Here is a 24597-nt window from a genome sequence, read left to right on the forward strand (position 1 = left end):
ATGCCGCTCGGCGACGTCCTGCCCGAAATCGCCGTGCTGGTGACGGCGGTGATCGGCCTGCTTCTGGCCTCTTTCGCGCCGATGCGGCGGCAGTGGCTGGGCGCGCCGCTGGCCCTGATTGGACTGGCGCTGGCCGGCTCGCTGTGTGCGATGCAATGGAGCGGCCAGCCACGGCTGACCTTTTCTGGCACCTGGGCGCTGGACGGCGCCAGCATCGCGGCGCGCCTGATCATTCTGGCGGCGACCGCCATCGCCGTATTGCTTGCTCCAGAATGGTTCCGCCACGAACGCCGGCACGGCGAGTACTACTCGATGCTGCTGCTGTCCGCGCTGGGCGCGATGGCGATGGCCGGCGCCGCCGATACGCTGCAGCTGGTAATGGGCGTGCTGCTGTCGTCGGTGACCGGCTACACGCTGGCCGCCTGGCATCGCGACTGGGCGTTGTCGGTGGAGGCCGGCATGAAGTATTTCCTGATCGGCGCGTTCGCCAACACGCTCCTGATGCTCGGCGTCGCGCTGCTGTTCGGGCTGCTGGGGCGCACCGGTTATCAGGACATGGCAGTGGCGTTGACGCACGCGGCGGCATCGCCGCTGTTGCTGCTCGCGCTGGCCTTGGTGGTGATCGGCGTGGCCTTCGAGCTCGGCGCGGTGCCGGTGCATACCTGGCTGCCCGACGTGGCCGAAGGCGCGCCGGCACCGGCAGCGGCGTTTCTCACCGTGGTGCCGAAGATCGGCGCCGCACTGGCGCTGGCGCGGCTGCTGCATGTGTTTCCGACCGATGCCATCGGCTGGCGCCCGCTTCTGGCGGCGATAGCGGTGGCGACGATGACGCTGGGCAACCTGGCTGCGCTGTGGCAAACCGATTTGCGCCGGCTGCTCGGCTGGTCGTCGGTGTCGCAGGCCGGCTATGCACTGATGGCGGTCACCGTGATCGGTGCAAGCGGGCAAGCGATGCCCGCCTTGCTTTTCTTCCTGGCCGGCTACGCCGCCGCGAACCTGACCGCTTTCGCCGTAGTGGTGCAGTTGCGCGGGCGCACGGAGCTGGCGGACTACAGTGGGCTTGCGCATCATCGCCCGCTGCTGGCGGCAGGATTGACCTTGAGCCTGCTCTCGCTCGTCGGCATCCCGCCGCTGGCCGGCTTCGTCGGCAAGCTCACGCTGTTTCTTGCCACCATCGATGCGGGCTATGCCTGGCTGGCCGTCGTGGCGATCCTCAACACGGTGGTGTCGTTGTTCTACTACCTTCGCGCGATTGCACCGATTTACTTCCATGAAAGGAAAGCCGCGCCCCAGCTTCTTGGCAACTGGGCAGGCAGCGGGGTCATCGCTGGTGTTGTGGCGGTACTGGTCCTGGGGCTGCTCGCGCAGGCGCTACTAGGACACTGGGAGCCTATGGCGCTGCCATGGTGAAGTGGCCAGACCTACCTGATCACGCATGAGTCGCGCTGATCGCACGGGACGTTGTTTTGCGAAGACTAACCTCGGCGCTGGTTTACTCAGCGCTCAACAGTCACGGCGCGTTTAGCACTGGCTGGCACTACCGTTGATGCGCCCCGCATCGGATGCCCTTGCCCCAGCAAGTCGACGAGCCTTGTCGCTGCCCACACCTCGGTTGGCTTACTGTGAGAGGAGAAATGGCTATACTGAAAAAATGATAACGAGTCGCATTTACAATTTCTTGCGCAATGCGGGCCTTGCGGTTGCTCTACTTTGGGGCTTCTCCTCGTTCGCCCAAGACGCGCCGGCGAGCGTGCCCCAGACGTGGCAGATGCTCGACTACCTCGCGATCGATTACGCCGGTGCGGTACGCGATGGCGCAGTGATAAGCGCCTCCGAGTACGCCGAGATGCGTGAGTTCGCGGCCACGGCGCGTAAGCGCATTCAAGCACTCCCACCCACCGTCACCTCATCATCGCTGGCCGAGCAGGCGAACCACCTGGTGGCCGCCATCGACGCGAAAGCCACGCCGACTACCGTCGCCCAGCAAGCTCATGCTCTTGCCGACGGATTGTTGCAGGCTTATCCCATCCCCACAGCGCCGACACAGGCTCCGGACCTGGCGCGCGGCGCGGCGCTGTACCAACAAAACTGCGCTGCTTGCCATGGCTCAACGGGACGAGGAGACGGCCCGGCAGGGCTTTCGCTTGATCCACGCCCGGTGGACTTCACCAACCAGGCCCGGGCCGATCAACGAAGTGCGCTGTCGCTATACGAGGTCATCAGCCAAGGGGTTGCCGGCACACCCATGGCCAGCTATGCGAAGCAACTATCCCTGGCTGATCGATGGGCGTTGGCCTACTACGTAGGCTCCCTTGCCTACGGCGCCGAAGCGACGACCGGTGCGCACGCCTGGCAGCAGGACGCTGCAGCACGCATGCAGATTGCGAGCCTGCAGGATCTGACGCAGGCGCGGGTTGCCGCGTTGACGCCGGCCCTTGGAACCGAGCGTGCTCGCGCCATCCTCGGTTACCTGCGCTCCCACCCGGCGGGCATCGAAGAGGCGCCGCAAGGCCTCGCACTGGCGCGTGGGCGGCTGGCGGCAAGCGTCACGGCCTATCGCTCGGGGGAGCGCTCAGAGGCCGCCAAACTGGCGCTCTCGGCCTACCTCGATGGCGTGGAACCGGTCGAGCCGCAGCTCAATGCACGTGACAACGCGCTGCGCGCAACGCTTGAAACGGCGATGGGGGCCTACCGGACCGCCCTGACCAGCGGCAAGCCTCAGACGGAGATAGCCCAGCAGGCCGATCAGATCGACGCATTGCTGGTCAAAGCTCAAGCAGCTATCAGCACCACGGCCGACGACCCCGTCGCCACCTTCCTCGGCGCCTTCACGATTCTGGTCCGCGAGGGACTGGAGGCGATGCTGGTCGTGGTGGCCTTGCTGGCCTTTCTGCGCAAGGCCGAGCGGCTTCAGGCAGTCCGGTACGTACATGCAGGCTGGGCACTGGCCCTGGTGGCTGGCGGCATCACATGGGCGCTGGCGAGCTATGCGATCTCGATCAGCGGCGCGGGCCGTGAGTTGACCGAGGGGCTGTCGTCCTTGTTCGCTGCCGTCGTCCTGCTCAGTGTCGGCCTCTGGATGCACCAGAAGAGTATCGGCGGACGATGGCAGAGCTACCTGAAGGAGAAAATGGCCGCAGCGCTCAACCAGCGATCGGCGTGGTTCCTGTTCGGCTTGGCGTTCATCTCGGTGTATCGGGAGGTCTTCGAGACGATCCTGTTTTATGCCGCTCTATGGAGTGAGGGCCAGGAAGCCTGGCTGCTCGGCGGCATTGCTGCGGGCGCTGGCGTCCTAGTTGTGATCGCTTGGGTCTTGCTCCGCACCAGTCGGCGCCTGCCACTGGCGCACTTTTTTACCGCGAGTTCCGCACTGATCGCGATACTGGCCATCGTACTCACGGGCAAAGGGGTTGCTGCATTGCAGGAAGCGGGCTGGCTGGCGGTGAGCCCGGCGCCGGTACCGCATGTGGAGCTCCTGGGTATTTTTCCAACGTGGCAGTCGGTGCTGTCTCAGGTCGCCATCGTCCTGATTCTGGGTTTGGGTTTTGCAATCAACGCGTGGCGTAGCCGTATGCCCACGACGCAAGCCGGCAACGTGCTTGTCGAAAAACCGGAGGTCGACCAATGAGTGATTGTGGATGCCACGCCGAGGCCACCAACGAAGCAGAGCGCCGCATTCTGCGTATTGCACTTGCGCTCAATGCCACGATGTTCGTCGTTGGATTGATCGCCGGGCTGGCGGCGCAGTCGATGGGGTTGATTGCCGACTCGCTGGACATGCTGGCCGATGCCTGTGCCTATGCGATAGGACTGCTCGCCTGGACCCGTGACGCCCGCTTCAAGGCCATTGCCGCGCGATCAAGCGGTACGCTGCTTTTGCTTCTGGGGCTGGGCGCCCTGGCAGGAGTGGCATGGCGCTTCATGGCGGGTAGCGCACCGGAAGGCCTTTGGATGATGGCGATCGCGTTGGTGGCGCTGGTGGTCAACACCACGGTCCTGCGGCTGCTGGGACGGTTTCGCCGTGGCGAAGTCCACCTCCGGGCCACCTGGCTGTTCACCCGGGTGGACGTGATTGCCAACCTGGCGGTGATCGCGTCGGGCGTGCTTGTCCTGATTCTGCACAGCGCGGTTCCCGACTTGCTGATCGGCGCCGGCATCGCGGTATTCATCCTCAAGGAGGCGGTCGGCATCCTGCGAGAGGCACGTGAGGCGGCTTCACACGCTGAGCAGCTTCCGCAATGACGCCTTCGTTGCATGACTTAGCCGCTGCCGCTTATGGGGCGGACGTGTGGCTCTTCCGGCATATCCATCCTGCTCAGAGGCCGTCTATGACCATGGCCCGGTTCGCGCGCGTCCTGGCCGATGCTCCCTTGCTGGCTGGCATGGCACTCTTAGGTTTGATGGGGGCGATGCCGCGTCGGTGGCCTCGCCGGATAGTCGTCGACGCGACGCTTGCCATCGCCGGAGCGCTGGTAATGAACCTTGGGCTGGCCTTGCTGTGGCCACGCGCCCGCCCGTTCGTTGCGGGAGTCGGACAAGCATGGATGACGCATGCAGCCACGGGAAGCTTTCCCAGCGACCACTTGACCGCTCAATGGACATTGGCCGGGATTTTGTTACTGCAGCGCTCTACGTATCGATGGGGCGTGGCCGTGGCCCTGCTTGGCTTGCCCATGGCCTGGGCAAGAATCTACCTTGGAGTGCACTATCCCGGGGACATGCTCGGTGCACTATGGGTCAGCACAATGGCCACGCTGACCTTGACGTTGCTGCGCTCACAACGAAGCATGGGCGTAGCTCCATGGGCTTCGGACAGATCGCAGGCAAGGCAAGAGACATGTGCGAAGGCAATAACCAGACCAGGTGAATGAGCAGATGAACCCCTGGCGCCAGAATCGACAAATCACCGGCCGCTGGTAATCATGCGCAGCGCCCTGCGGAGCCGCAGCACGCCACGGCCGACTCGGGCGCCTCGTTTGTGGGCATGACGACGTTGACTGTCGGCACCTCGACGACCGCTGCGGCCGCGGCCAATGCCTTGGCTTGGACGGCTCCCTTGCGCTCGCTATAGCGGCTCACCAGGTAATCGGAACGGTCGCGCACCATCAACGTGAACTTGAACAGCTCCTCCATTACATCGACGACGCGGTCGTAGTACGGCGACGGCTTCATGCGGCCGCTTTCGTCGAACTCCTGCCATGCCTTGGCGACCGATGATTGGTTGGGGATGGCCACCATGCGCATCCAGCGGCCGAGCACCCGCAAGGTGTTGACCACGTTGAACGACTGCGAGCCACCACAGACCTGCATCACGGCCAGCGTGCGGCCTTGGGTCGGGCGCACGCTCCCGTCCTCCAGCGGCAGCCAGTCGATCTGGTTCTTGAACACGCCGGTGACGGTGCCGTGCCGTTCGGGGCTGACCCAAACCTGGCCCTCGGACCAGAGCGAAAGCGCGCGCAGTTCCTGCACCTTGGGATGCGACGCGGGCACGCCGTCCAGCACCGGCAGTTCATGGGGGTCGAAGACGCGGGTCTCGGCACCCAGCTGACGCAGGATGCGTTCGGCCTCAAGCGCGAGCTTGCGGCTGAAGGATTGCGGCCGCAGCGACCCGTAGAGGATTAGGATGCGCGGCGCATGGTCCGCCCCGGATGGCAAGGCCAGCTTCTCCAGCGTGGGGTAATCCAGCGCCTCGGCGGTGACGTGGGGCAGATCCTCAAGCGACATGGACAAAGATCCGATTGTGTTTGTTCAACAATTCTAGCAATATCGAATTATGGAAACCAAGTCTGCCGTGGTTCTGCTAGCCGGCCTAGCCCAGGAGAGCCGGTTGAGCATCTTTCGCTATCTAGTCACCTGCGGACCGGACGGGGCCGTGGTCGGCGCCATTGGCGAGCACGTGGGACTCGGTGGCTCGACCCTGTCGTTCCACCTCAAAGGGCTGGTGCATGCGGGTCTGGCCGAATCTTTTTCGGAAGGCCGCTACGTCCGCTACCGCGCCGACTTCGAAACCATGCAGCACCTGATCGACTACCTCACCGCTCACTGCTGTGCGGGACAGCCGGCCCAGTGCGGTCTCGTGCGTGCCTGATCCTTTTCCTCACGAGACTTCGCCATGCACCCGTGTCGCGTCCTCTTCATCTGCACCGGCAATTCCGCCCGGAGCATCCTGTCGGAAGCCACCCTCAACCACCTGGGCAAGGGCCGGTTCGTTGCCCTTAGCGCCGGCAGCAAGCCCACCGGCCAGGTGAATCCCTATGCACTGGAGCAGCTGGCCGGCGCTGGCATGCCCATCGATGGCCTGTCGAGCAAGTCCTGGGACGAGTTCGTGGGCGAGCAGGCGCCACCGTTGGATATCGCCATCACGGTGTGCGACGCCGCGGCCAGCGAGCCGTGCCCGGTGCTCTTTGGCGATTTCGTGCGCACCCATTGGGGTTTGCCCGATCCGGCTGCAGCCGAAGGCAGCCCTGCCGCGATTCGCGCAGCATTTCACCAGGCGCACGCGGTGATCACCCGCCGGATCATGGCGCTGCTCAACCTGCCGGTCGAAACCCTGAGCCCCAAAGAGCTGAAGTCTGCGCTGGATGGTATCGGGGCGCTGACGGGTGACGGCGGCAGCGAGGCTGCGGCATGAGCCAGGTTGCCACGATCGACCAGGCGCCGGCCGAGGCACCGGGGATCGGCTTCTTCGAGCGCTACCTCACACTGTGGGTGGCCTCGTGCATCATTACGGGCACCCTTCTCGGCCATCTGCTGCCTGGCACGTTCGAGGCCATCGGGCACATGGAAATCGCCCAGGTCAACCTGCCCGTAGCCGGCCTCATCTGGTTGATGATCATCCCAATGCTTCTGAAGATCGACTTCGGCGCCCTGGCGGACGTGCGTCGTCAATGGAAGGGCATCGGCGTGACGCTGTTCGTCAACTGGGCGGTGAAGCCGTTTTCGATGGCCCTGCTGGGCTGGATTTTCGTGCGCCACGTGTTCGCCGCCTATCTGCCGGCCGGGCAGCTCGACTCCTACATCGCCGGCCTGATCCTGTTGGCGGCTGCGCCATGCACCGCCATGGTTTTCGTCTGGAGCAACCTGTGCAACGGCGAGCCCAACTTCACGCTGAGCCAGGTCGCGCTCAACGACGCCATCATGGTGGTCGCGTTCGCGCCCATCGTGGCGCTGCTGCTGGGCCTCTCCTCGATCACCGTGCCATGGAACACGCTGTTGCTGTCGGTCTTGCTCTACATCGTGGTGCCGGTGGCGATCAGCCTCGCCTTGCGGCGGACTCTGCTGGCCCGTGGCGGCATGGCTAGATTGCAGGCGGTGCTGCGCCGTCTCGGTCCGGTGTCGCTGCTCGCACTGCTGGCCACGCTGGTGCTGTTGTTCGGTTTCCAAGGACAACAAATCCTGGCGCAGCCAGCGGTCATCGCGATGTTGGCGGTCCCCATCCTGATCCAGGTGTATTTCAACGCCGGCCTGGCGTACTGGCTCAACCGGCAGCTCGGCGTGCCGCACTGCGTGGGCGGTCCCTCTGCACTGATCGGCGCCAGTAACTTCTTCGAGCTGGCCGTGGCCGCGGCCGTGGGCCTGTTTGGCGTGCATTCCGGGGCCGCCCTGGCTACCGTCGTCGGCGTGCTGATCGAAGTGCCGGTCATGCTTTCCGTCGTGCGCATCGTCAATCGATCGCGCGGCTGGTACGAGGCCCGGGGCTGACCGGGTGGGGGAGGTGGCGCCGCCGGCAGAATCGAAGGCGGCCTTCATCACGCGCTCCCGTGAGGGCTCAGCATGCCGGGATCAAGCCGTGAATTCTCGTGCTGGTTGATCCCAGGAACGCGACTGGACAACAAGCGACGTGTGCCATGAATGGGTGGCATGCGCTTGCTTTTCAGGTTCAGGCATCTGCGGCCTGGCTGCGTCAATCGGTGCGATGTCGACGTGATAGCATTTGACGTATGCGCCGCACGCATACCTTCCACCCCCGTCTTCGTCGCCGCCTCACCTGGCTGGTGATGCTGGCACTCCTGTGGCAACAGGTAGCACTGGCGGCGTATGCCTGTGGGATCGCGCCGCCAGAGCATGCGGCGACTGCCGTATCCGTCTCCAAGGGGACGGGCATGGGCATGGACGACACCTGTGCGCAGGGGATGGTGCAAGCGCCATCAACCAAGCACCCCCTCTGCCAGGCGCATTGCCAACCTGACCGTACCACCCAGCCGGATGCGCGAGCAGGCACGGTCCCGCCAAGTCTGTTTGCAGCCTTGCCAGCAGTCTCGCCATCGCTACGCCTGGTGCAAGTCACTACCAGAGCGCCCGAGCGACTCGAACGCTTGCGAGCGCCGCCACCACCGGTTTCCCTCCTGTTCTGTTCGCTCCTGATCTAGGCCGCAGCTGACCCGTGCTGCGTGCTCGTGCCGTGTGCGCGAGACATCCTCGATCCCAAGGAGTGCTTCTCCATGCTTCCCCTATCCCTTGCCCGACGCACGGTTGCGTCGGGTCTGGCCGTTGCCCTTGCGTGGGCGACGGTCTCGGCTGCATATGCCGCCGAACGCCCGCTTTCACTGGAAGACGCGATTGCTCGCGGCCTCCAGCAGGCACCGCTGCTCGATGCCCACCATGCACACATCACGGCCATGCAGGAGGAACTGGCGCGCGCAGGGCGCTTGCCCGATCCGACGCTGAGCGTTGGGCTATCGAACTATCCGGTCACCGATCCGGGCGCCTTCAGCCTTCACTCGGACACGATGACCATGCGCACGATTGGCATCACCCAGGCCATTCCCTCGCATGCCGCACGCGATGCCGAACGCGCGCTGGCCCAGGCGCGCGAGAGCGACGCGATGGCCGAACACGCTGCGACGGTGCAGAGGGTGCAGGAAGGCGTCGCCGACGCGTGGATCGGTTTGTGGGCGGCCGAACAAGAAATGGCGCTGCTACGCGATCTGCGCCAGGAAGGCGAATTGGCCGTGCAACTGACGCAGGCCCGCTTGCGCGGCGGCGAAGGCAGCGCCGCCGACGCGCTGGCAGCGCGCGCGGCGGTCGACACGCTCGACAACCAGCTTGAACAGGCATCCGCCGATCTTGCTTCCGCCCAGGCCGGGCTGCTTCGGTGGCTACCGGATGCCGCTGAGGTAACGCTCGCCGATGCGCCCGACTTCGGCACATTGCCGTTCGATCAACGGCTGCTGTACCAGACCATCGACCGGCAGGCGCCCATGCAGCAATGGGCGACCCGCGAACGGGTCGCCCAGGCCGACCTGGAACAGGCGCGCGCAGCGAAACACCCGGACTGGAGCGTGAGCCTGATGTACGGCAAGCGCGCGCCCTACCTTTCGGACATGGTGTCGCTGCAGGTTGGCGTGAGCCTGCCGCTGTTCACCCGCAACCGGCAAGATCGCGGCATCAGCGCCAAACAGGCGCAATCGGATGCCGTGCAGTTCCAGCATGAAGATGCGCGGCGGGTGCAGCGCGAGACCCTGGCACGGACACTCGCCGCTTGGCAGGGATGGAGCCAACAGATCGTCCGCGATGACGAAAGCCTGCTCCCGTTGGCGCGCGATCGTGCGCGCACGGCGTTGGCTTCCTACCGCGGTGGCGGCGCTTTGCAGCCGTGGCTGGACGCGCGTCGCGACGAAATCGAGTTGCGGCTTACCTACGTCCGGGCATTGGCCCAACGCGCCCAGCTGTGGGCATCGCTTGCCTATCTGTTGCCCCGCCAGGAGGTTTCTCCATGACGCCCGTGAATACGAATCCCGTGCCGCGGTCGCGCGCAAAGCACCTCCTGCTTGTCTTGGCACTGATCGCAGTCGGGGCCGCGCTGGTTGCGATCGGCTACCTGAGCGGTCGTTCGCAGACGACACACCAGGCAATGACGAAGGCATTTACGAAAAAGCCGGCCAAGGAGGACCGCAAGATCCTGTACTGGTACGACACCATGGTGCCGCAGCAGCATTTCGACCACCCAGGGCTCTCGCCGATGGGCATGCAGATGGTGCCCAAGTACGCCGATGAGGGGAGCACCGACAAGGGCGTAGTGCACATCGACCCGGCCACCGTGCAAAACCTCGGGGTGCGCACCGCTAAGGTAGAACGGCGCACGCTGGCCGATGCCATCGAGGTACCCGGCACGGTCAGTTGGGACCTGCGCCAGGCTACAACGCTGAGCGCTCGTGTCGATGCCGTCGTGCAGAAGCTACACATCAAGGCCCCCTACACGCGCGTAACCAAGGGTGAGCCACTGGCCGAGCTGCTCGCGCCTCAGTGGAACAGCGCCCTTGCCGAGTACCGCGCTTTGCAACAGGCGACATCGGCCGACGCCAGGGCGCTACGCGATGCCGCGCGCGCCCGGCTGCGCGTACTGGGCTTGAGCGATGCGGATGTACGTTCGGCCTTGCATGGCAACGATGGGACGATCACGCTGCACGCGCCGCAGGACGGCGTCGTCGCCACCCTGGACGTGCGCGAGGGCCAGCGTGTGGGCGCCGGCCAGACGCTGATGACGCTCAATGGCCTGGCCACCGTGTGGATCGAGGCGGCCCTGCCACAAGGCGTGGCCGGCACCGTGCGAGCCGGCACGCCAGTCACCGTCACCCTGGATGCGGTGCCCGGACGCAGCTTCGACGGCGAAGTGGAAACGCTGCTGCCGGACGTGGACAACGCCACCCGCACGCAGCGGGCACGCATCGTGATCGACAACGCCGATGACGCATTAAGCCCTGGCATGTTCGCCACGGTGCACCTCAAGCCCGCCGAGGGTGAAGCACACCCGGTGGTGCCGGACGAGGCCTTGATCGCCGCCGGCATCGACAACCGGGTCATCCTGGCGGAAGGGAACGGGCGTTTCCGCGCCATGCCCGTGCGTACCGGGCGTTCGGCAGGCGGTCTCACCGAGATCGTCGCCGGCCTGCACGGCGGCGAGCAGGTGGTTGTCTCGGGGCAATTCCTGATCGATTCCGAAGCGAGCCTGTCCGGTGCGCTGGAGCGGCTGGATGGCGAAGCGAAGCCGGCACCCGCCACCAGTGCCGCGATGTCCGGCATGCCGATGGGAGACCATCCATGATCGGCGCGTTGATCCGCGCAGCAATCAGGCATCGCCTGTTCGTCCTGCTTGCTGCGCTGGCGCTGGCGCTGGCCGGCGTGTTCGCTGCACTGCACACGCCAATCGACGCGCTGCCCGACCTGTCCGACACGCAGGTGATCATCCGCACACCGTGGGCCGGGCAATCCCCACAAGTGGTCGAGGACCAGGTTACCTACCCATTGGCGACCACCATGCTCTCGGTGCCCGGTGCCCGGACGGTGCGCGGCTACTCGTTCTTCGGCGACTCCTACGTCTACGTGCTGTTCAACGACAAGACGGACCTGTATTGGGCGCGCTCGCGCGTGCTCGAATACCTGAGCCAGGTGCGCACTAGCCTGCCGTCGGACGTCAATCCGGCGCTCGGCCCGGACGCCACCGGCCTGGGCTGGATTTACGAGTACGCGTTGGTCGATCGGACCGGGCGGCACGACCTGGGCCAGTTGCGTGCCTTGCAGGACTGGTTCCTGCGCTACCAGCTGAAGACGGTGCCGGATGTAGCCGAAGTGGCGAGCCTGGGCGGCATGGAGCGCGCCTGGCAGGTCGTGCCCGATCCACAGGCGTTGGCGGCACGCGGCATCACTGTGCAGCAACTGGTCGATGCCATCACCACAGCCAATGGCGCCAATGGCGGTTCGGTGATCGAACAGGGCGAAGCCGAGTTGATGGTCCGCAGCGAGGGCTACCTCACGACCCGGGAGGCGTTCGAGAACGTGCCGATCACCGCCAATGCCAACGGCGTCCCGGTACTGCTGCGCGAGGTGGCCACCGTGCGCCGGGGACCGACGTTCCGTCGCGGCATCGCCGAGCTGGACGGCCAGGGCGAAGTGGCCGGCGGCGTGGTTGTGTTGCGTTCGGGCAAGAACGCCAAGGTGGCTATCGCAGCCGTGAAGGCCAAGCTCGCCACGTTGAAACGCAGCCTGCCGGCGGGCGTGGAAATCGTGCCTACCTACGACCGTTCGCAGCTGATCGATGCGGCGGTAGAAAACGTGTGGGGCAAGCTGCTGGAAGAGTTCCTGGTGGTCGCGCTGGTCTGCGCCTTGTTCCTGGGGCACCTGCGTTCGGCGCTGGTGGCGGTGGTGACCCTGCCGCTGGGGGTGCTGGCCGCTTTCATCGTGATGGACCTGCAGGGCGTGTCGGCCAACCTCATGTCGCTGGGCGGGATCGCCATCGCCATTGGCGCCATGGTCGATGCGGCGATCGTGATGATCGAGAACGTCCACAAGCACCTGGAGCAGTGGGGCGCCACCCATGAAGGGAGCGAACCGCGGGGTGGCGAGCGTTGGTCGCTGGTGGCCGCGGCCAGCGCTGAGGTCGGCCCGGCGCTGTTCGTTAGCCTGCTGATCATTGCGCTGTCGTTCGTGCCGGTGTTTGCCCTGCAGGGCCAGGAAGGCAAGCTGTTCTCGCCGCTGGCCTTCACCAAGACCTATGCGATGGCAGCCGCCGCCGGCCTGGCGGTGACGCTGGTGCCGGTGCTGATGGGCTACCTGGTACGCGGACGCATCCGCGCCGAACATGAGAACCCACTCAACCGCCTGCTTGTCCGCGGCTACCGGCCGGTGCTCGAAGCGGTGCTGCGCTGGCCCAAGGCCACGCTCGCGCTGGCGGGGGTGCTGCTCATCAGCGCGTTCGTGCCGCTCACGCAGCTCGGCAGTGAGTTCATGCCGGCGATGGACGAGGGCACCCTCCTCTACATGCCCACCGCCCTGCCCGGCCTGTCGGCGGGCAAGGCGGCGCAGTTGCTGCAGCTGACCGATCGCATGATCAAGACCGTCCCGGAAGTGGCGCATGTCTTCGGCAAGGCCGGCCGCGCCGAGACGGCCACCGACCCGGCGCCACTGGAGATGTTCGAGACCACCATCATCTTCAAACCGAAGGACCAATGGCGCCCGGGCATGACCATGGCGAAGATCAAGGACGAGCTCAACCAGGCGGTGCGCGTGCCCGGCCTGACCAACCTGTTCGTGCCGCCAATCCGTAATCGGATCGATATGCTCTCCACGGGCATCAAGAGCCCAATCGGCATCAAGGTGCTGGGCACCGACCTGGCGACCTTGCAGCAGGTGGCCGACCAGATCGAAACGCTGGCCGGAGATGTGCCAGGCGTCAGCTCGGCCATCGCCGAGCGGCCCACCAGCGGCCGCTATGTGAACGTGCACGTGCGACCCGTCGACGCGGCACGCTACGGCCTGACCCAGGCACGCGTGCAGCAGTTGGTGGCCACGGTGGTCGGTGGCGATCCGGTCGGCCAGACGATCGAGGGACGCGAGCGCTACCCCATCGTCGTGCGCTATCCGCGGGCTGAGCGCGATTCAGTGGCCGCACTTCGCCAGCTGCCGATCGTGGCGGCCAATGGCGCGCAGCTCACGCTCGGCCAGGTGGCTGATGTCACGCTCACGCCCGGCCCCTCGATGCTCAAGAGCGAGGATGGCCAGCTGGCAACCTACGTCTACGTCGACACCGACGGCACAGACCTGGGCACCGTGGTGGACCGCCTGCAGCAGGCGGTCGCGCAGAAGATCGCGCTGCCGCCGGGCGTCACTGTGGCCTGGTCGGGCCAGTTCGAATTTCTTGCCAGCGCCCTGCAACGGCTCAAGCTGGTGGTGCCGATCGCACTGGCGATCATCTTCGGGCTGATCTACATGGTGTTCCGGCGCGCCAGCGAGGCAGCGCTCATCATGCTGAGCGTGCCGCTGGCGCTGGTCGGCGGCCTGTGGCTGATCTGGCTGCTGGGCCATGCCGTGTCGGTGGCGACCATCATCGGCTTCATCGCGCTGGCCGGCGTGGCGGCCGAGTTCGGGGTAGTGATGCTGCTGTACCTGCGCCAGGCATGGGATCGCCAGCTCGCGCTCGATCCACAGGCAGGCCCCGCGGCCCTGGACGACGCCATCCGCGAAGGCGCCGTGCAGCGGGTGCGGCCCAAGGCCATGACGGTTGCCGTGATCCTCGCCGGCCTGTTTCCCATCCTGCTCGGCCATGGCGCCGGTTCCGAAGTCATGCAACGCATCGCCGCACCGATGATCGGCGGCATGCTCACCGCACCCCTGCTCTCGATGGTGGCGCTGCCGGCCGCCTTCCGCCTGCTCGTCCTGCACCGCCTGCACCGGAAGCCCGGCACGCGCGCCTCTTCCAACCCGCAAGGAGACTGAACACATGAAACTCACCCTGATGACCCTGTGCCTGGTGGGCACGTTCGCCATCGCGCCGGCCTTCGCCGGTCCACTGCAGACGAACCCCAACATGCCCGGTATGCAGCACGACGCGGCCGAACCGGCCGAGGCGCAGGCGGTCGGCGTCGTCAGAGCCGTCGATACCCACGCAGGCACCATCACGCTCCAGCACGAGGCGATCCCGGCGATTGGCTGGCCGGCGATGACCATGCCCTTCCATGCCTCTTCCGAGATCCTCAAGCAGGCCAAGATCGGCCAGAAGGTGCATTTCACGCTGCACCCGGATGGCACGCGCAGCGAAGTGACGGCACTGAAGCCAGTACAGTAACGGAGGGCGCCTCCACGCTAGGAGGCGTCTTCTCCCATGCTTTGGATCGGCACGTCACTACCCAGCTCCAGGGAAGCGATCAGCGGACAACGCACCTGTCCGCGATGGGAACCGCACTGCTTGACCAGGCTCGCAAGCGCCTGTTCGACCTGACGTAACCGGGTGATGCGTGCACGCACCGCCGCCAGCTTGTCTGCGCCCAGTCGCGCCGCTTCCCGGCAGTGCTGCCCGTCCTCCAGGGCGAGCAGTTCCGCCACCTCGTCCAGACTGAAGCCGAGCGCCTGGGCATGCTTGATGAAGCGCAGGCGACGCGCGTGCGCCTCGTGGTATCGCCGGATGCCACCCGGGGGCCTGGTCGGTTCGCCGATCAGGCCACGTCGCTGGTAGTAGCGGATGGTTTCGATATGGACGCCGGTGACTTTGGACAGGCTACCGATCGTGTAGGCCATGCCGTTGACTCCGTAGTTGACTACGGACGTAAGGTAGATCTTCTTCACCCTGTCGGGAATCAGACCGATGCAGAAACCCAGCGCCGAGAAGAGCACCCTGGCCATCGGTGGTCTGGCGGCCATGCTGGCGTCGGCCTGCTGCCTGGGGCCACTCATCCTGGTCAGCATTGGATTGAGCGGCGCCTGGATCGGCCAGTTGACGCGTCTTGAACCGCTGCGACCATGGTTCCTCCTGGTCTCGCTTATCGCGTTGGGTTCTGCCTACTGGCGGATCTATCGCCGCCCTCCTGCGTGCCTACCCGGCGAGATGTGTGCCTCCCCTGCCATCCGCCGCGTGTACAAGGCGCTGTTCTGGCTTGTGGTGGCCCTGACAGCGGTCGCCTTCGCCTTCCCTTACGCGGCCCCGTGGTTCTACTGAGGACTTGCCAATGAAAACCAACCTTGCCTTTGCTCTGCTGCTGGCCGCCATGCCGGTGGCCTCCATGGCTGCCACGCGCACGACCACACTTGACGTGCCCGGCATGACTTGCCCCACCTGCCCGATCACCATCCGGAAGTCCCTTGAGAAAGTGCCGGGCGTCAATGCCGTCGCTTGGGATGTGAAGCAGAAGACGGTCACGGTGAAGTACGACGACAGCAAGACCGAGCCTGCCGAACTGGCCCGCGCCAGCGCCGACGCCGGCTATCCGGCCACCATTCACCACTGAGGGCGAGTTAACCATGTCGCTTGAAGCAATCGACCCCGCGCTTGGTCTGCTTGATGACTTCGCCAAGGTCACGCACGGTGTTTCCCGCCATATCCAGCAGATGCGTCAGGCCGCCATCTTTACCGAAGGAGCGTTGCCAGCGCGGCACAAGGCGCTGGGCGCGATGCTGTGGTCCATCTCCGCCCGATGTGAACCATGCATCGTCTACTACGTGCAACAGGCTGCGACCCTGGGGGCCACCGAAAGCGAGCTTGGCGAAATACTTGCGGTGGCCACGACGATGGGTGGGTGCGTGGGCGAGATGTGGTCTTTGAAGGCTTACAAGGCCTACAAGGACTTCAGCAGCGGCCAGGCGATGCCGCAGGCTCAGCCAAGTTGCTGCTCGTAACTCGACCCGAGGCGCAGCCATACCAACGCATTCGCTTGAAACCTGGAGGCGCCGCTTGAACCGTGGCGACATTCGCTCTGCTTGCGACTTCGCCCTGGATCCGGCGCGCTACGGCGAAAGATTGTTTTTTCGCGCCGCTGACGTTACGCAGACGGCCACTCTGTGAGCCTCACTGGGAAGGAGGGGCTCATGTTAGGTACCGTGCTGCTGTATGCGTTGGCACCCCTGCTTGCCATGGGCACCGGGGGGTTGATTGCCGCCTTCAAGCCGCCTTCGCCCAAGTTGGGAAGTGCCGTGCAGCACTTTGCGGCAGGCGTGGTGTTCTCGGCCCTTGCGGTGGAAATACTGCCGGACATCCTGCATCAGGATGCGCCGCTTGCGGCCCTGGCCGGCTTTACGGCAGGCGTGTTGCTGATGCTTGGCCTGCGCCAGGCGGGATGCCGCATCGAGAAGACAAGCAGCAGCCCATTGGGCATGACACTCATCGTGGGCGCGGATGTCCTGATCGACGGCGTGTTGATCGGTGTCGCGTTTGGTGCTGGCGCGCGCGAGGGTTTGTTTGTCACGATTGCCCTGGCGGTGGAAATGCTCTCGCTTGGGCTGGCAACGGCAGCCTCCCTGGCCCGTGCGGATGCGTCCCGCACCCGCATCATCGTCAGCATCCTCGTCCTTGCCATCATGCCCTTCGCCGGGGCACTGGCAGGGAACCTTTTGCTCGGTGGACTGAAAGGCGGCTGGATGGAGGCGGTGCTGGCGTTCGCCGCGGCGAGCTTCCTCTATCTAGTCACTGAAGAGTTGCTCAAGGAGGCTCACGAAGTGCGCGAGGCGCCATGGATGACGGCGCTGTTCTTCGCAGGCTTTATTGGCTTGCTTCTGCTGGACATGGTCGCCCCAACTGGCTAGAGCGCACAGTGCGCGACCCACAGATGCCACGAACGGGACCGCAAAAGTTGCATGGCGGATTCGGCCCGCACCATGCCCTCGCGCCCAGCGTCTGCCGATGTCCGGGGTATTCCAACCCCTGCCATCTCGCCCTTCTGGCCTCACGCGAGCAACAAATGTGCCGATGTAATTGTCTAACCCATTGCTCACTGCTTACCATATTCGGATGACTCGCCCCCGACCGCCTCTACTGACCCGCCTGCGCCGCCACCGCGGCCTTTGGGTGTTGGCGGTGGCCGTGTTGCTGATCAAGCTGGTCGCCGGCACGGTCTGTCTGGCCGATGCGCCAGATAAGCGATTGGTTTCGACCACCACGGTCTCCGCCGTCAGCATGCCGGCAGATACAGCGATCGCCAACGTGTCGGCTGATGACGCGAGCGCCTGCCTCCTTGGTGAAGCGGATTGCCATTGCGCGTGCGCGCACACGGTGACGCTGCCGACGACCGCCCCGCTTGCTGTCGCCAGGGTGGAGTCTCGTTTCGACAACTTCACTATCCGTTCCGGATTCACGCCGGCGACGACCGGCTCCCTGTTGCGCCCTCCAATCGCCTGAAACCGCTCCGTTTCGCGACGCATTCGCCCAGGCGATGCGTCGCTTCGTGATCGATTTCAGGAGATGGCTTCATGTCTGTGTTCCGTTCGGTGCCTATTGGCGCCGCGTGCCTGTTGTATGCGGCGCTGCTCAGTGCTGCCCCCGTACCCCCATTATCCGATCCTCCCCCAGCGGCAGGGACCCGAGCACCCTCGTTGCTCTCGTCTCCATTGCAGGACGCGGTACGCCGCATCTGGCAAGCCAGCCCCGAAGTCCAGGCAGCGCGGGCGGATCTCGACGCCGCTCGTGCCCGTGCGCGTGCCGCTGCACAGCCGCTGTACAACCCCTCGCTGTCGCTCGATGCGGAAAACGCCGACGTCAACCGACGCACGGCTGGCCTCAGTCTGGCGCTGGATCTATCCGGAAAGCGTCGCGCCCGGGCCAGCCAGGGTGATGCCGAGGTGCTCGCCGCCGAGGCGACCTACGACCTTCTGCGTCGCAACGTCGCCGCCCGCTGGTTGAAGGCCTGGTCGACAGCGACACTCGCGGCGCGACAAAGTGAATTGGGTCGCCGTCGCCTCGCACTGATGCAACGCTTTGACGACTTGGCCGCACAGCGGCTCAAGGTGGGCGACATCAGCAGTCCCGAACGCGACCTGGCCGGCCTGGCACTCGGTGAGGCGCAAGTGCAGCAGGCCACGCTCGCCGGCAATGAGGCGGCCGCGCGTGCCGCTTTGTTGGCCATCAGCGGTGACCAGCTCACGACCTTGCCGCCGTTACCCGAGGGGCTATCACCGGCGGCCGACCGTGTGACGCCCTTGGCCGTCGACGAGTTACCCGAACTGCGTCAGGCCCGCGCTCAGCAGGCAAGCGCCGACGCCGGCGTGCAGGTCGCGCGTCGTGCGCGCATTCCTGATCCCACGCTCAGCCTGACCGGTGGACAGGTACGCAGTGGGCCGCGTACCGATCAGGTGATCGGTTTGAGCGTGTCCATTCCCTTGCCCGTGCTCAATACCGGACGTGCCGAAGTGGATGCCGCCCGGGCGGAAGCCGATGCGGCCGCTGCGGGCGTGCGCTCGCGCCAGTTTGTCCTGCGTGCGGGGCTGCAGGAAGCGCAAGCCCGCTATGCCGCCTTGCGCGGTGCCGCCGAGGCGTTTCGCACCGGCCGCGCCGCCGCGTTCGAGGACCGCACCACGTTGCTGGAAAAGCTCTGGCGTGCCGGTGAAATCAGCACGTCCGATTACCTCGTACAGCTCAAGCAAAGCCTCGATACCGCGCTGTCGGGCCAGGAGCTGGAAAACCAGACCTGGCAGGCCTGGTTCGATTACCTCACCGCCGCTGGCCGTCTGAACGACTGGCTCGATGGCCGCACTCAGGACGGCCCCAATCAGGACATCTCCCGATGAATGAATCTCTATTGAAGCGCGGCCTGCTGGGCATGGCCTTGTTGGCCGCCTTGGCCGGACCGGCGATGGCACAAGACGCTCCGCCCGCCAACCCGCTCGCCCTGGATACCAAGGCGATCAAGACCGCCGGCATCGTGCTCGACAAGGTGGCGCCACGTGCGCTGACCGATGAATTGAAGGCTCCCGGCGAAGTGAAGGCCGATGCGTATTCCACCGTGCTGGTGTCGCCGCGCGTGGAGTCGCAGGTGCTGGCTCGCAAGGCCCGGCTGGGCGACGTCGTGAAAGCCGGCGCGCCGTTGGTGGTGCTCTCCAGCGTCGAGGTGGCCGCCACGCAAGGTGCGTTGATCGTCGCCGAACAGGATTGGCAACGGATCGCGTCGCTGGGGCCCCAGGCGGTGTCGGCACGCCGCTACAACGAGGCGAAAGTGCAGCGCGACCAGGCCCGCGCCAAGCTGCGTGCATACGGCTTGTCCGAGGGCCAGATCGGGGGCTTGCTGCGCAAGGGCTCGGCCGCGGCCGACGGCAGCTTTGAGCTGCTCGCTCCCGCTGCTGGTCGTGTCACTACCGATGAATTTCTGGTCGGCGAGCGGGTGGAACCGGGTCGCACGCTGTTCACCCTGGTCAAGGAAGATTCGGTGTGGGTCGTCGCGCAGTTGTCACCGGCCGATGCCGAACGGGTCGAACCCGACGCGGACGCCCGCATCCTCGTCCACGACACCGCCATACCCGGCAAGGTGGTGCAGCGTTCCCATCAGACCGATGAGCGCACCCGCACCGTGCCGGTGCGCATCGAGGTCGATAACCGCAAGGATCTTCTGCATCCCGGTGAGCTGGTCGAAGCGCGTATTGCTACCGGCAGCGCCGTGCAGAAGCTCGCGGTACCGGCCGATGCCATCGTGCTGCTGCAGAACCAGCCCACCGTGTTCCTTGCCAAGGGCAACGGGGCGTTCGACCCGGCACCGGTGATGGTCGGTGACACGCGCGATGGCTGGACAGTCGTCACGCAAGGGCTCAAGGCCGGCGCCACCTACGTGCGTAAGGGTGCCTTCGCGCTGAAGGCGCGACTGCTGCGCTCGCAGTTGGGAGAAGAATGATGCTGGAACGTCTGGTTGCATTCTCCCTGCGCTACAAGGTGCTGGTGCTGATCGCCTTCGTGGTGATCGGCTTTCTCGGCTTCCAGGCCGTACGCCAGCTGCCCATCGACGCGTTCCCCGATGTCACACCCGTGCAGGTCAACGTCTACACCGAGGCGTCGGGACTGGCCGCCGAAGATGTGGAACAGCTGCTCACCACCCCGGTGGAATCGGCGCTGGCCGGCCTGCCCAAGGTGGAACAGATCCGCTCGGTGAGCCTGTTCGGTTTGTCTTATGTGTCGGTCTATTTCGACGACAGCATGGACATCTACTTTGCCCGCCAGCTGGTCAATGAACGGCTGCAACAGGTGGGCGATCGCCTGCCGGCCGGGTACGGCAAACCGGAGATGGGCCCGAATACGTCAGGTCTGGGTCAGGTGTTCTGGTACACCGTCGAACGCGCCGACGACAAATTGAAAGGCGCGACGGCAGGCACTGCCCCGAACGACATGGACCTGCGCACGCTGCAGGACTGGACCATCCGCCTGATCCTGCGCACCGCCCCCGGCGTCGACGACGTCACGTCGTGGGGTGGCCAGGAAAAGCAGTTCCAGGTGCGCATCGACCCGATGAAGCTCATTGCGCACAAGCTCGGCTTCAAGGAGGTGATCGAAGCGTTGCAGGCGAACAACGCGCAGGTCGGCGGCAACTTCGTCGACGTGGGACGCGAGCAATACCTGGTGCGCGGCCTGGGGCTGATCCAGAACGCGAAGGACCTGGGCAACATCGTGCTGAAAACGGAAGACGGCACCCCGGTCTATGTGCGTGACGTGGCCACCGTCACCGAAGCGGGCGCACCACGCACCGGTGCAGTGACGCGCGATGGCAAGGAAGTGGTTCTTGGCATGGCGCTGGCCCGTATCGGCGAGAACGCCAAGAGCGTCGTCGATGCGGTCAAGGCCAAGCTCGATACGGTCAAGCAGGCGCTGCCACCCGGCGTGGCGGTCAAACCGGTGTACGAGCGTACCGAGCTGGTCAACGCGGCCGTAGAAACCGCGGTGCGGGCCCTGGTCGAGGGCTCGATCCTGGTGGCGATCATCCTGTTCCTGTTCCTGGGCGAATTTCGCAGCGCGCTGGTGGTGGTCGTGGCCTTGCCGCTGGCGATGCTGATCGCCTTCATCTGCATGAATCAGGCCGGTCTGTCAGCCAACCTGATGTCGTTGGCAGGCCTGGCGATCGGCATCGGCATGATGGTCGATGGCGCGGTGGTGATGGTGGAGAACGCCTATCGCATCATGGCCGAGCGCAAGGCCCATGGCGGGCCGGTGGACCGCACCTCGGCCGTGCTGGCCGCTGCCCGCGAGGTCGCCAATCCGATGGCGTTCGCGATTCTGATCATCATCGTGGTATTCCTGCCGCTGTTCAGCCTGCAGGGGCTGGAAGGCAAGATGTTCAAGCCGATGGCGTTCAACATCAGCTTCGCCATGGCCGGCTCGCTGATCTTGGCGCTGACGCTGATTCCGGTCCTGGCGGCGTTGGTGTTGAAGCCCAAGGAGGAAAAGGACACGCGCTTGGTCGCGTTCCTGAAACGGCACTACGCCACGGTGCTGGCGTGGGCACTGGGACGGCGCAAGCTGGTGCTGGGCATCGCCGCCGGCGCCTTGATCGGCAGCCTCGCGCTGTTCCCGTTCCTGGGCAAGGAGTTCATGCCCAACCTGAAAGAGGGCGCCATCATGTGGCGCATCACCTCGATTCCCTCGGCCTCGCTGGATGAGTCGATCAATATCTCCAAACAGGTGTCGGCGCTGATCAAGCAGAAATTCCCGGAGGTGGACACCACTCTGGCGATGATCGGGCGCGCTGAAAAGGGCGAGACCGCCGACGTGAACTACATGGAGGTATACACGCCGCTGAAGCCGAAGGATCAATGGCGCAAAGGCGAAACGCTGGACAGCATCGAGGAGGCGATGCAGAAGGAATTGTCGGCGGCCTTGCCCACTGCCGTGGTGAGCTATACCCAACCCATCCAGATGCGCATCGAGGAATTGATCTCCGGCGTGCGTGCCACCCTGGCCCTGAAGATCTACGGCGAGGACCTGGGCGAGCTGGACCGGCTCAGCAGCCGCATCAAGGACGCGCTGTCCGGGGTGCCTGGTGTAGCAGACCTGGCGTTGGAGGCAAACATCGGCAAGCCGCAGATCCGCATCAAGGTGGATCGCGACGCGCTGGCCCGCTACGGCCTCAACGCCGACGACGTGCTGACCGTGGTGAAGAACGGCATCGGCGGCGAGCCCGTGACCACGCAGCTCGATGGCGTGAAACGCTTTGACATCACGGTCCGCCTGGACGATGCCGACAAGGCGTCCTTGCCGGCGATCCAGCGCATCCCGATCCGCACCGCCAGTGGCGCCCTGGTACAGCTGTCGCAGGTGGCCGAGGTCAGTGACGCCGAGGGTTACTCGTTCATCCGTCGTGAGCAGTTGCAACGCTACGCCGTGATCCAGATGGACGTGCGTGGTCGCGACATCGACGGCTTCGTCAAGGAGGCGAATGCCACCATCGCCAGGCAGGTGAAGTTGCCGACGGGCTACTACAGCGAATGGGGTGGCGCGTTCGAAAACCAGCAACGGGCCTTGAAGCGGCTGTCGTTGATCGTGCCGGCGACGATCTTCTTCATCTTCGTGTTGCTCTATACCGCCTTCAACTCGGTGAAGTACGCCGCGCTGATCCTGGCCAACGTACCGTTCGCCACCATCGGCGGCATCGTCGGGCTGGCCATCACCGGGCAATACCTGTCGGTGCCCTCTGCCATCGGATTCATCGCTGTGTTCGGCGTGGCGATGTTGAACGGCATCGTGCTGGTGAGCTTCCTGAACGAGCAACGCGAGAAAGGGCTTCCAGTTCGGGAGGCCGTGGTTCGCGGCACGGCGTTGCGCATGCGCCCGGTGATGATGACCGCCAGCGTGGCGATCCTGGGCCTGGTGCCGATGCTGCTCTCCAGTGGTGTCGGTGCAGAAACCCAGCGTCCACTCGCCACCGTGGTAGTGGGCGGCCTGATCACCTCGACCCTGCTGACCCTGGTACTGCTGCCGGTGCTGTATGACTGGATCGAAGAACGCGCCGCACGGCGCCTGGCCAAGGAGACCACCCCATGAAAGAAGTGAAGGCATTCATCCACCGCGGCCGCGTCGTCGACGTCATTCACGCCTTGGAGGAGGCTGGGTTCGGCTACCTGTCCGTCAGTGACGTCAAGGGCTTGTTGACGGCGCTCAGTGCACAGGAACAGGTCTATTCGATGGAACTGGGCGAACGCGTGACCCGACAGATCAAGCTGGAGGTGTTCTGCGAAGACGACCAGGTGGATCGAGCCGTACAACTGATTCGCCTGCACGGACGCACCGGCCAGAGCGTGGCCGGATGGGTCTACCAGAGCACGGTGGATCGGGCGTGGCCTATCGACGGTAAAACGGACTGATGCGGACGGGCGGGGTTCAGCCCCGCCCGCTTTGCCGGGTGTCATGTCATAACACCGCGGTGCTTACCTAGAGTAATCACTGCAACGGAGGGTTCGATGGACACGACAAAGCCACACAAGCACGATCACGATCATCACCACGACCATGCCCATGGCGTGGCGCCCGATGCGGACAAGAAGTACCTGACCGTGGCGCTGCTTTTGCTGCTCGGTTTCATGGTCGTCGAGGTGGTGGTCGGCATTCTGGCCAGGTCGCTGGCGTTGATTTCCGACGCTGGCCACATGCTTACCGACGTCGGCTCGATCGGGTTGGCCCTGGTGGCGATGCGCCTGGCCAAGCGCCCGGCCAGCGGCAGCTACACGTTCGGGCTCAAACGCGTGGAAATTCTGAGCGCACAGGCGAACGGGCTGACCCTGCTGCTTCTGTCAGTCTGGTTCATTGTCGAGGCGATTCGCCGCTTGGTTGATCCCCCGCAGGTGCAGGGCTTGCTGGTCACGGTGATTGCCGTGGTGGGCATCGGCGTCAATCTGCTGGCCGTGTGGGCGATGAGCAAGGCCAACCGGCAAAGTCTGAACGTGGAAGGCAGCTTCCAGCACATTCTTACCGATCTCTATGCCTTCATCGCCACGGCGATTGCTGGAGGCATCATCTGGTGGACGGGCTGGAATCGCGTAGATTCGATCGCCGCACTGGTGGTCGCCGGGTTAATGCTCAAAGCCGGTATCGGACTGGTGCGCGAATCGGGGCGCGTCTTTCTGCAGGCAGCGCCGCGCGGTTTGGATCCTGAAAAAATCGGTCAGTCGATTCTCGCCATGCCGGCCGTAACCGCACTTAAGGATCTACATATTTGGGAAGTTACTTCGGGCATGCCATCGCTGTCGGGACACGTCTTTGTAAGCAGAGAGGTCGATTGCCACGATGTGAGGCGCGCCATTGAGGCGATGTTGCACGATCGATTCGATATCACGCACACCACACTGCAGACCGATCACGCGGCGTTCGGCGAGGCTGAATCGGCCAACTGCGTGCTTGAATCCCGCAAGAAAGGCCTCGCCAACTGAAGA

The 24597-nt window shown here is 65.0% G+C and carries 24 protein-coding genes; 21 read left to right on the forward strand and 3 right to left on the reverse strand.

The features are described from left to right. The 4 genes from ACZ5Z2_RS15235 (at position 1) to ACZ5Z2_RS15250 (ending at position 4871) form a co-directional block, all read left to right on the forward strand. Positions 1 to 1410: an NADH-quinone oxidoreductase subunit N gene (locus ACZ5Z2_RS15235; protein WP_464759433.1), complete on the forward strand. Its 1410-nt coding sequence runs from the start codon at positions 1 to 3 to the stop codon at positions 1408 to 1410. 358 nt (positions 1411 to 1768) lie between these two features. After that, positions 1769 to 3628, forward strand: coding sequence for an FTR1 family protein (locus ACZ5Z2_RS15240; protein WP_336806234.1), 1860 nt, complete (start codon positions 1769 to 1771; stop codon positions 3626 to 3628). After that, positions 3625 to 4242, forward strand: coding sequence for a cation efflux transmembrane domain-containing protein (locus ACZ5Z2_RS15245; protein ID WP_336806233.1), 618 nt, complete (start codon positions 3625 to 3627; stop codon positions 4240 to 4242). The genes ACZ5Z2_RS15240 and ACZ5Z2_RS15245 overlap by 4 nt, the downstream gene beginning before the upstream one ends. A 167-nt stretch (positions 4243 to 4409) precedes the next feature. Beyond that, positions 4410 to 4871 carry an undecaprenyl-diphosphatase gene (locus ACZ5Z2_RS15250; RefSeq protein ID WP_464761723.1) on the forward strand — a complete coding sequence of 154 codons (462 nt, stop codon included), beginning with the start codon at positions 4410 to 4412 and terminating at the stop codon, positions 4869 to 4871. A gap of 49 nt (positions 4872 to 4920) precedes the next feature. On the opposite strand, the gene arsH is transcribed toward ACZ5Z2_RS15250, so the two are convergent. Next, positions 4921 to 5724 carry an arsenical resistance protein ArsH gene (gene arsH / locus ACZ5Z2_RS15255; RefSeq protein WP_336806231.1) on the reverse strand — a complete coding sequence of 268 codons (804 nt, stop codon included), beginning with the start codon at positions 5722 to 5724 and terminating at the stop codon, positions 4921 to 4923. Between the two features lie 49 nt (positions 5725 to 5773). Between arsH and ACZ5Z2_RS15260 the strand changes: the two genes are divergently transcribed. The 7 genes from ACZ5Z2_RS15260 (at position 5774) to ACZ5Z2_RS15290 (ending at position 14560) form a co-directional block, all read left to right on the forward strand. After that, on the forward strand, positions 5774 to 6088 hold the full coding sequence (locus tag ACZ5Z2_RS15260; protein WP_336806230.1) for an ArsR/SmtB family transcription factor: 315 nt from the start codon (positions 5774 to 5776) through the stop codon (positions 6086 to 6088). A 24-nt stretch (positions 6089 to 6112) separates the two neighbouring features. Continuing rightward, the gene (locus ACZ5Z2_RS15265) at positions 6113 to 6631 is read left to right on the forward strand and encodes an arsenate reductase ArsC (RefSeq protein WP_336806229.1); all 519 of its coding nucleotides are present in this window, start codon (positions 6113 to 6115) and stop codon (positions 6629 to 6631) included. Then, entirely contained in the window at positions 6628 to 7701 is a 1074-nt protein-coding gene (gene arsB / locus ACZ5Z2_RS15270; RefSeq protein WP_336806228.1) for an ACR3 family arsenite efflux transporter, read from the forward strand. Before ACZ5Z2_RS15265 ends, arsB begins: the two co-directional genes overlap by 4 nt. Before the next feature lie 740 nt (positions 7702 to 8441). Then, a complete protein-coding gene (locus ACZ5Z2_RS15275; RefSeq protein ID WP_336806227.1) occupies positions 8442 to 9719 on the forward strand; it encodes a TolC family protein in 1278 nt (425 codons plus the stop codon). Then, complete coding sequence (locus tag ACZ5Z2_RS15280) at positions 9716 to 11044, forward strand: efflux RND transporter periplasmic adaptor subunit (protein WP_336806226.1); 1329 nt, start codon at positions 9716 to 9718, stop codon at positions 11042 to 11044. The genes ACZ5Z2_RS15275 and ACZ5Z2_RS15280 overlap by 4 nt, the downstream gene beginning before the upstream one ends. Continuing rightward, positions 11041 to 14211 (forward strand): efflux RND transporter permease subunit, encoded by a 3171-nt coding sequence (locus tag ACZ5Z2_RS15285; protein WP_336806225.1) that lies wholly within the window; start codon positions 11041 to 11043, stop codon positions 14209 to 14211. The genes ACZ5Z2_RS15280 and ACZ5Z2_RS15285 overlap by 4 nt, the downstream gene beginning before the upstream one ends. A 4-nt stretch (positions 14212 to 14215) precedes the next feature. Beyond that, complete coding sequence (locus tag ACZ5Z2_RS15290) at positions 14216 to 14560, forward strand: copper-binding protein (protein WP_336806224.1); 345 nt, start codon at positions 14216 to 14218, stop codon at positions 14558 to 14560. A 17-nt stretch (positions 14561 to 14577) separates the two neighbouring features. Here ACZ5Z2_RS15290 and ACZ5Z2_RS15295 read toward each other — a convergent pair whose 3' ends face one another. After that, positions 14578 to 15009: a MerR family transcriptional regulator gene (locus tag ACZ5Z2_RS15295; protein WP_336806223.1), complete on the reverse strand. Its 432-nt coding sequence runs from the start codon at positions 15007 to 15009 to the stop codon at positions 14578 to 14580. Positions 15010 to 15076: 67 nt separating this feature from the next. Here ACZ5Z2_RS15295 and merT point away from each other — a divergent pair, with 67 nt between their 5' ends. The 9 genes from merT (at position 15077) to ACZ5Z2_RS15340 (ending at position 23532) form a co-directional block, all read left to right on the forward strand. Continuing rightward, the gene (merT, locus tag ACZ5Z2_RS15300) at positions 15077 to 15427 is read left to right on the forward strand and encodes a mercuric ion transporter MerT (RefSeq protein ID WP_336806222.1); all 351 of its coding nucleotides are present in this window, start codon (positions 15077 to 15079) and stop codon (positions 15425 to 15427) included. Between the two features lie 10 nt (positions 15428 to 15437). Next, positions 15438 to 15716, forward strand: coding sequence for a mercury resistance system periplasmic binding protein MerP (gene merP / locus ACZ5Z2_RS15305; RefSeq protein WP_336806221.1), 279 nt, complete (start codon positions 15438 to 15440; stop codon positions 15714 to 15716). A gap of 13 nt (positions 15717 to 15729) precedes the next feature. After that, positions 15730 to 16104: a carboxymuconolactone decarboxylase family protein gene (locus tag ACZ5Z2_RS15310; RefSeq protein ID WP_336806220.1), complete on the forward strand. Its 375-nt coding sequence runs from the start codon at positions 15730 to 15732 to the stop codon at positions 16102 to 16104. Positions 16105 to 16293: 189 nt separating this feature from the next. Then, on the forward strand, positions 16294 to 17007 hold the full coding sequence (locus tag ACZ5Z2_RS15315; RefSeq protein WP_336806219.1) for a ZIP family metal transporter: 714 nt from the start codon (positions 16294 to 16296) through the stop codon (positions 17005 to 17007). A 277-nt stretch (positions 17008 to 17284) separates the two neighbouring features. Then, complete coding sequence (locus ACZ5Z2_RS15320; RefSeq protein ID WP_336806218.1) at positions 17285 to 17599, forward strand: hypothetical protein; 315 nt, start codon at positions 17285 to 17287, stop codon at positions 17597 to 17599. A 209-nt stretch (positions 17600 to 17808) separates the two neighbouring features. Further along, on the forward strand, positions 17809 to 18984 hold the full coding sequence (locus ACZ5Z2_RS15325) for a TolC family protein (protein WP_464761724.1): 1176 nt from the start codon (positions 17809 to 17811) through the stop codon (positions 18982 to 18984). Next, positions 18981 to 20078, forward strand: coding sequence for an efflux RND transporter periplasmic adaptor subunit (locus tag ACZ5Z2_RS15330; protein ID WP_336806216.1), 1098 nt, complete (start codon positions 18981 to 18983; stop codon positions 20076 to 20078). Before ACZ5Z2_RS15325 ends, ACZ5Z2_RS15330 begins: the two co-directional genes overlap by 4 nt. Continuing rightward, on the forward strand, positions 20078 to 23212 hold the full coding sequence (locus ACZ5Z2_RS15335) for an efflux RND transporter permease subunit (RefSeq protein ID WP_336806215.1): 3135 nt from the start codon (positions 20078 to 20080) through the stop codon (positions 23210 to 23212). The genes ACZ5Z2_RS15330 and ACZ5Z2_RS15335 overlap by 1 nt, the downstream gene beginning before the upstream one ends. Then, a complete protein-coding gene (locus ACZ5Z2_RS15340) occupies positions 23209 to 23532 on the forward strand; it encodes a P-II family nitrogen regulator (protein ID WP_336806214.1) in 324 nt (107 codons plus the stop codon). The genes ACZ5Z2_RS15335 and ACZ5Z2_RS15340 overlap by 4 nt, the downstream gene beginning before the upstream one ends. A 63-nt stretch (positions 23533 to 23595) precedes the next feature. Here ACZ5Z2_RS15340 and ACZ5Z2_RS15345 read toward each other — a convergent pair whose 3' ends face one another. After that, positions 23596 to 23814 carry a hypothetical protein gene (locus tag ACZ5Z2_RS15345; protein ID WP_464759434.1) on the reverse strand — a complete coding sequence of 73 codons (219 nt, stop codon included), beginning with the start codon at positions 23812 to 23814 and terminating at the stop codon, positions 23596 to 23598. On the opposite strand from ACZ5Z2_RS15345, the gene ACZ5Z2_RS15350 reads away from it, so the two are divergent. Continuing rightward, entirely contained in the window at positions 23716 to 24594 is an 879-nt protein-coding gene (locus ACZ5Z2_RS15350; RefSeq protein WP_464761725.1) for a cation diffusion facilitator family transporter, read from the forward strand. The two genes, ACZ5Z2_RS15345 and ACZ5Z2_RS15350, sit on opposite strands and share 99 nt — an antisense overlap. The last annotated feature ends 3 nt before the right edge of the window (positions 24595 to 24597 follow it).

The sequence above is a fragment of the Rhodanobacter sp. G1 genome (genome assembly GCF_055397855.1).

Excerpts from the sequence above, each read along its gene's own strand:
- merT (WP_336806222.1), top strand. The coding sequence starts at position 15,077 with ATGCAGAAACCCAGCGCCGAGAAGAGCACCCTGGCCATCGGTGGTCTG.
- ACZ5Z2_RS15260 (WP_336806230.1), top strand. The coding sequence starts at position 5,774 with ATGGAAACCAAGTCTGCCGTGGTTCTGCTAGCCGGCCTAGCCCAGGAG.
- ACZ5Z2_RS15275 (WP_336806227.1), top strand. The coding sequence starts at position 8,442 with ATGCTTCCCCTATCCCTTGCCCGACGCACGGTTGCGTCGGGTCTGGCC.
- ACZ5Z2_RS15250 (WP_464761723.1), top strand. The coding sequence starts at position 4,410 with ATGCCGCGTCGGTGGCCTCGCCGGATAGTCGTCGACGCGACGCTTGCC.
- ACZ5Z2_RS15235 (WP_464759433.1), top strand. The coding sequence starts at position 1 with ATGCCGCTCGGCGACGTCCTGCCCGAAATCGCCGTGCTGGTGACGGCG.
- ACZ5Z2_RS15280 (WP_336806226.1), top strand. The coding sequence starts at position 9,716 with ATGACGCCCGTGAATACGAATCCCGTGCCGCGGTCGCGCGCAAAGCAC.
- merP (WP_336806221.1), top strand. The coding sequence starts at position 15,438 with ATGAAAACCAACCTTGCCTTTGCTCTGCTGCTGGCCGCCATGCCGGTG.
- arsH (WP_336806231.1), bottom strand. The coding sequence starts at position 5,724 with ATGTCGCTTGAGGATCTGCCCCACGTCACCGCCGAGGCGCTGGATTAC.
- ACZ5Z2_RS15340 (WP_336806214.1), top strand. The coding sequence starts at position 23,209 with ATGAAAGAAGTGAAGGCATTCATCCACCGCGGCCGCGTCGTCGACGTC.
- ACZ5Z2_RS15315 (WP_336806219.1), top strand. The coding sequence starts at position 16,294 with ATGTTAGGTACCGTGCTGCTGTATGCGTTGGCACCCCTGCTTGCCATG.
- ACZ5Z2_RS15265 (WP_336806229.1), top strand. The coding sequence starts at position 6,113 with ATGCACCCGTGTCGCGTCCTCTTCATCTGCACCGGCAATTCCGCCCGG.
- ACZ5Z2_RS15290 (WP_336806224.1), top strand. The coding sequence starts at position 14,216 with ATGAAACTCACCCTGATGACCCTGTGCCTGGTGGGCACGTTCGCCATC.
- ACZ5Z2_RS15310 (WP_336806220.1), top strand. The coding sequence starts at position 15,730 with ATGTCGCTTGAAGCAATCGACCCCGCGCTTGGTCTGCTTGATGACTTC.
- arsB (WP_336806228.1), top strand. The coding sequence starts at position 6,628 with ATGAGCCAGGTTGCCACGATCGACCAGGCGCCGGCCGAGGCACCGGGG.
- ACZ5Z2_RS15240 (WP_336806234.1), top strand. The coding sequence starts at position 1,769 with ATGCTCGACTACCTCGCGATCGATTACGCCGGTGCGGTACGCGATGGC.
- ACZ5Z2_RS15245 (WP_336806233.1), top strand. The coding sequence starts at position 3,625 with ATGAGTGATTGTGGATGCCACGCCGAGGCCACCAACGAAGCAGAGCGC.
- ACZ5Z2_RS15285 (WP_336806225.1), top strand. The coding sequence starts at position 11,041 with ATGATCGGCGCGTTGATCCGCGCAGCAATCAGGCATCGCCTGTTCGTC.
- ACZ5Z2_RS15335 (WP_336806215.1), top strand. The coding sequence starts at position 20,078 with ATGCTGGAACGTCTGGTTGCATTCTCCCTGCGCTACAAGGTGCTGGTG.
- ACZ5Z2_RS15330 (WP_336806216.1), top strand. The coding sequence starts at position 18,981 with ATGAATGAATCTCTATTGAAGCGCGGCCTGCTGGGCATGGCCTTGTTG.
- ACZ5Z2_RS15295 (WP_336806223.1), bottom strand. The coding sequence starts at position 15,009 with ATGGCCTACACGATCGGTAGCCTGTCCAAAGTCACCGGCGTCCATATC.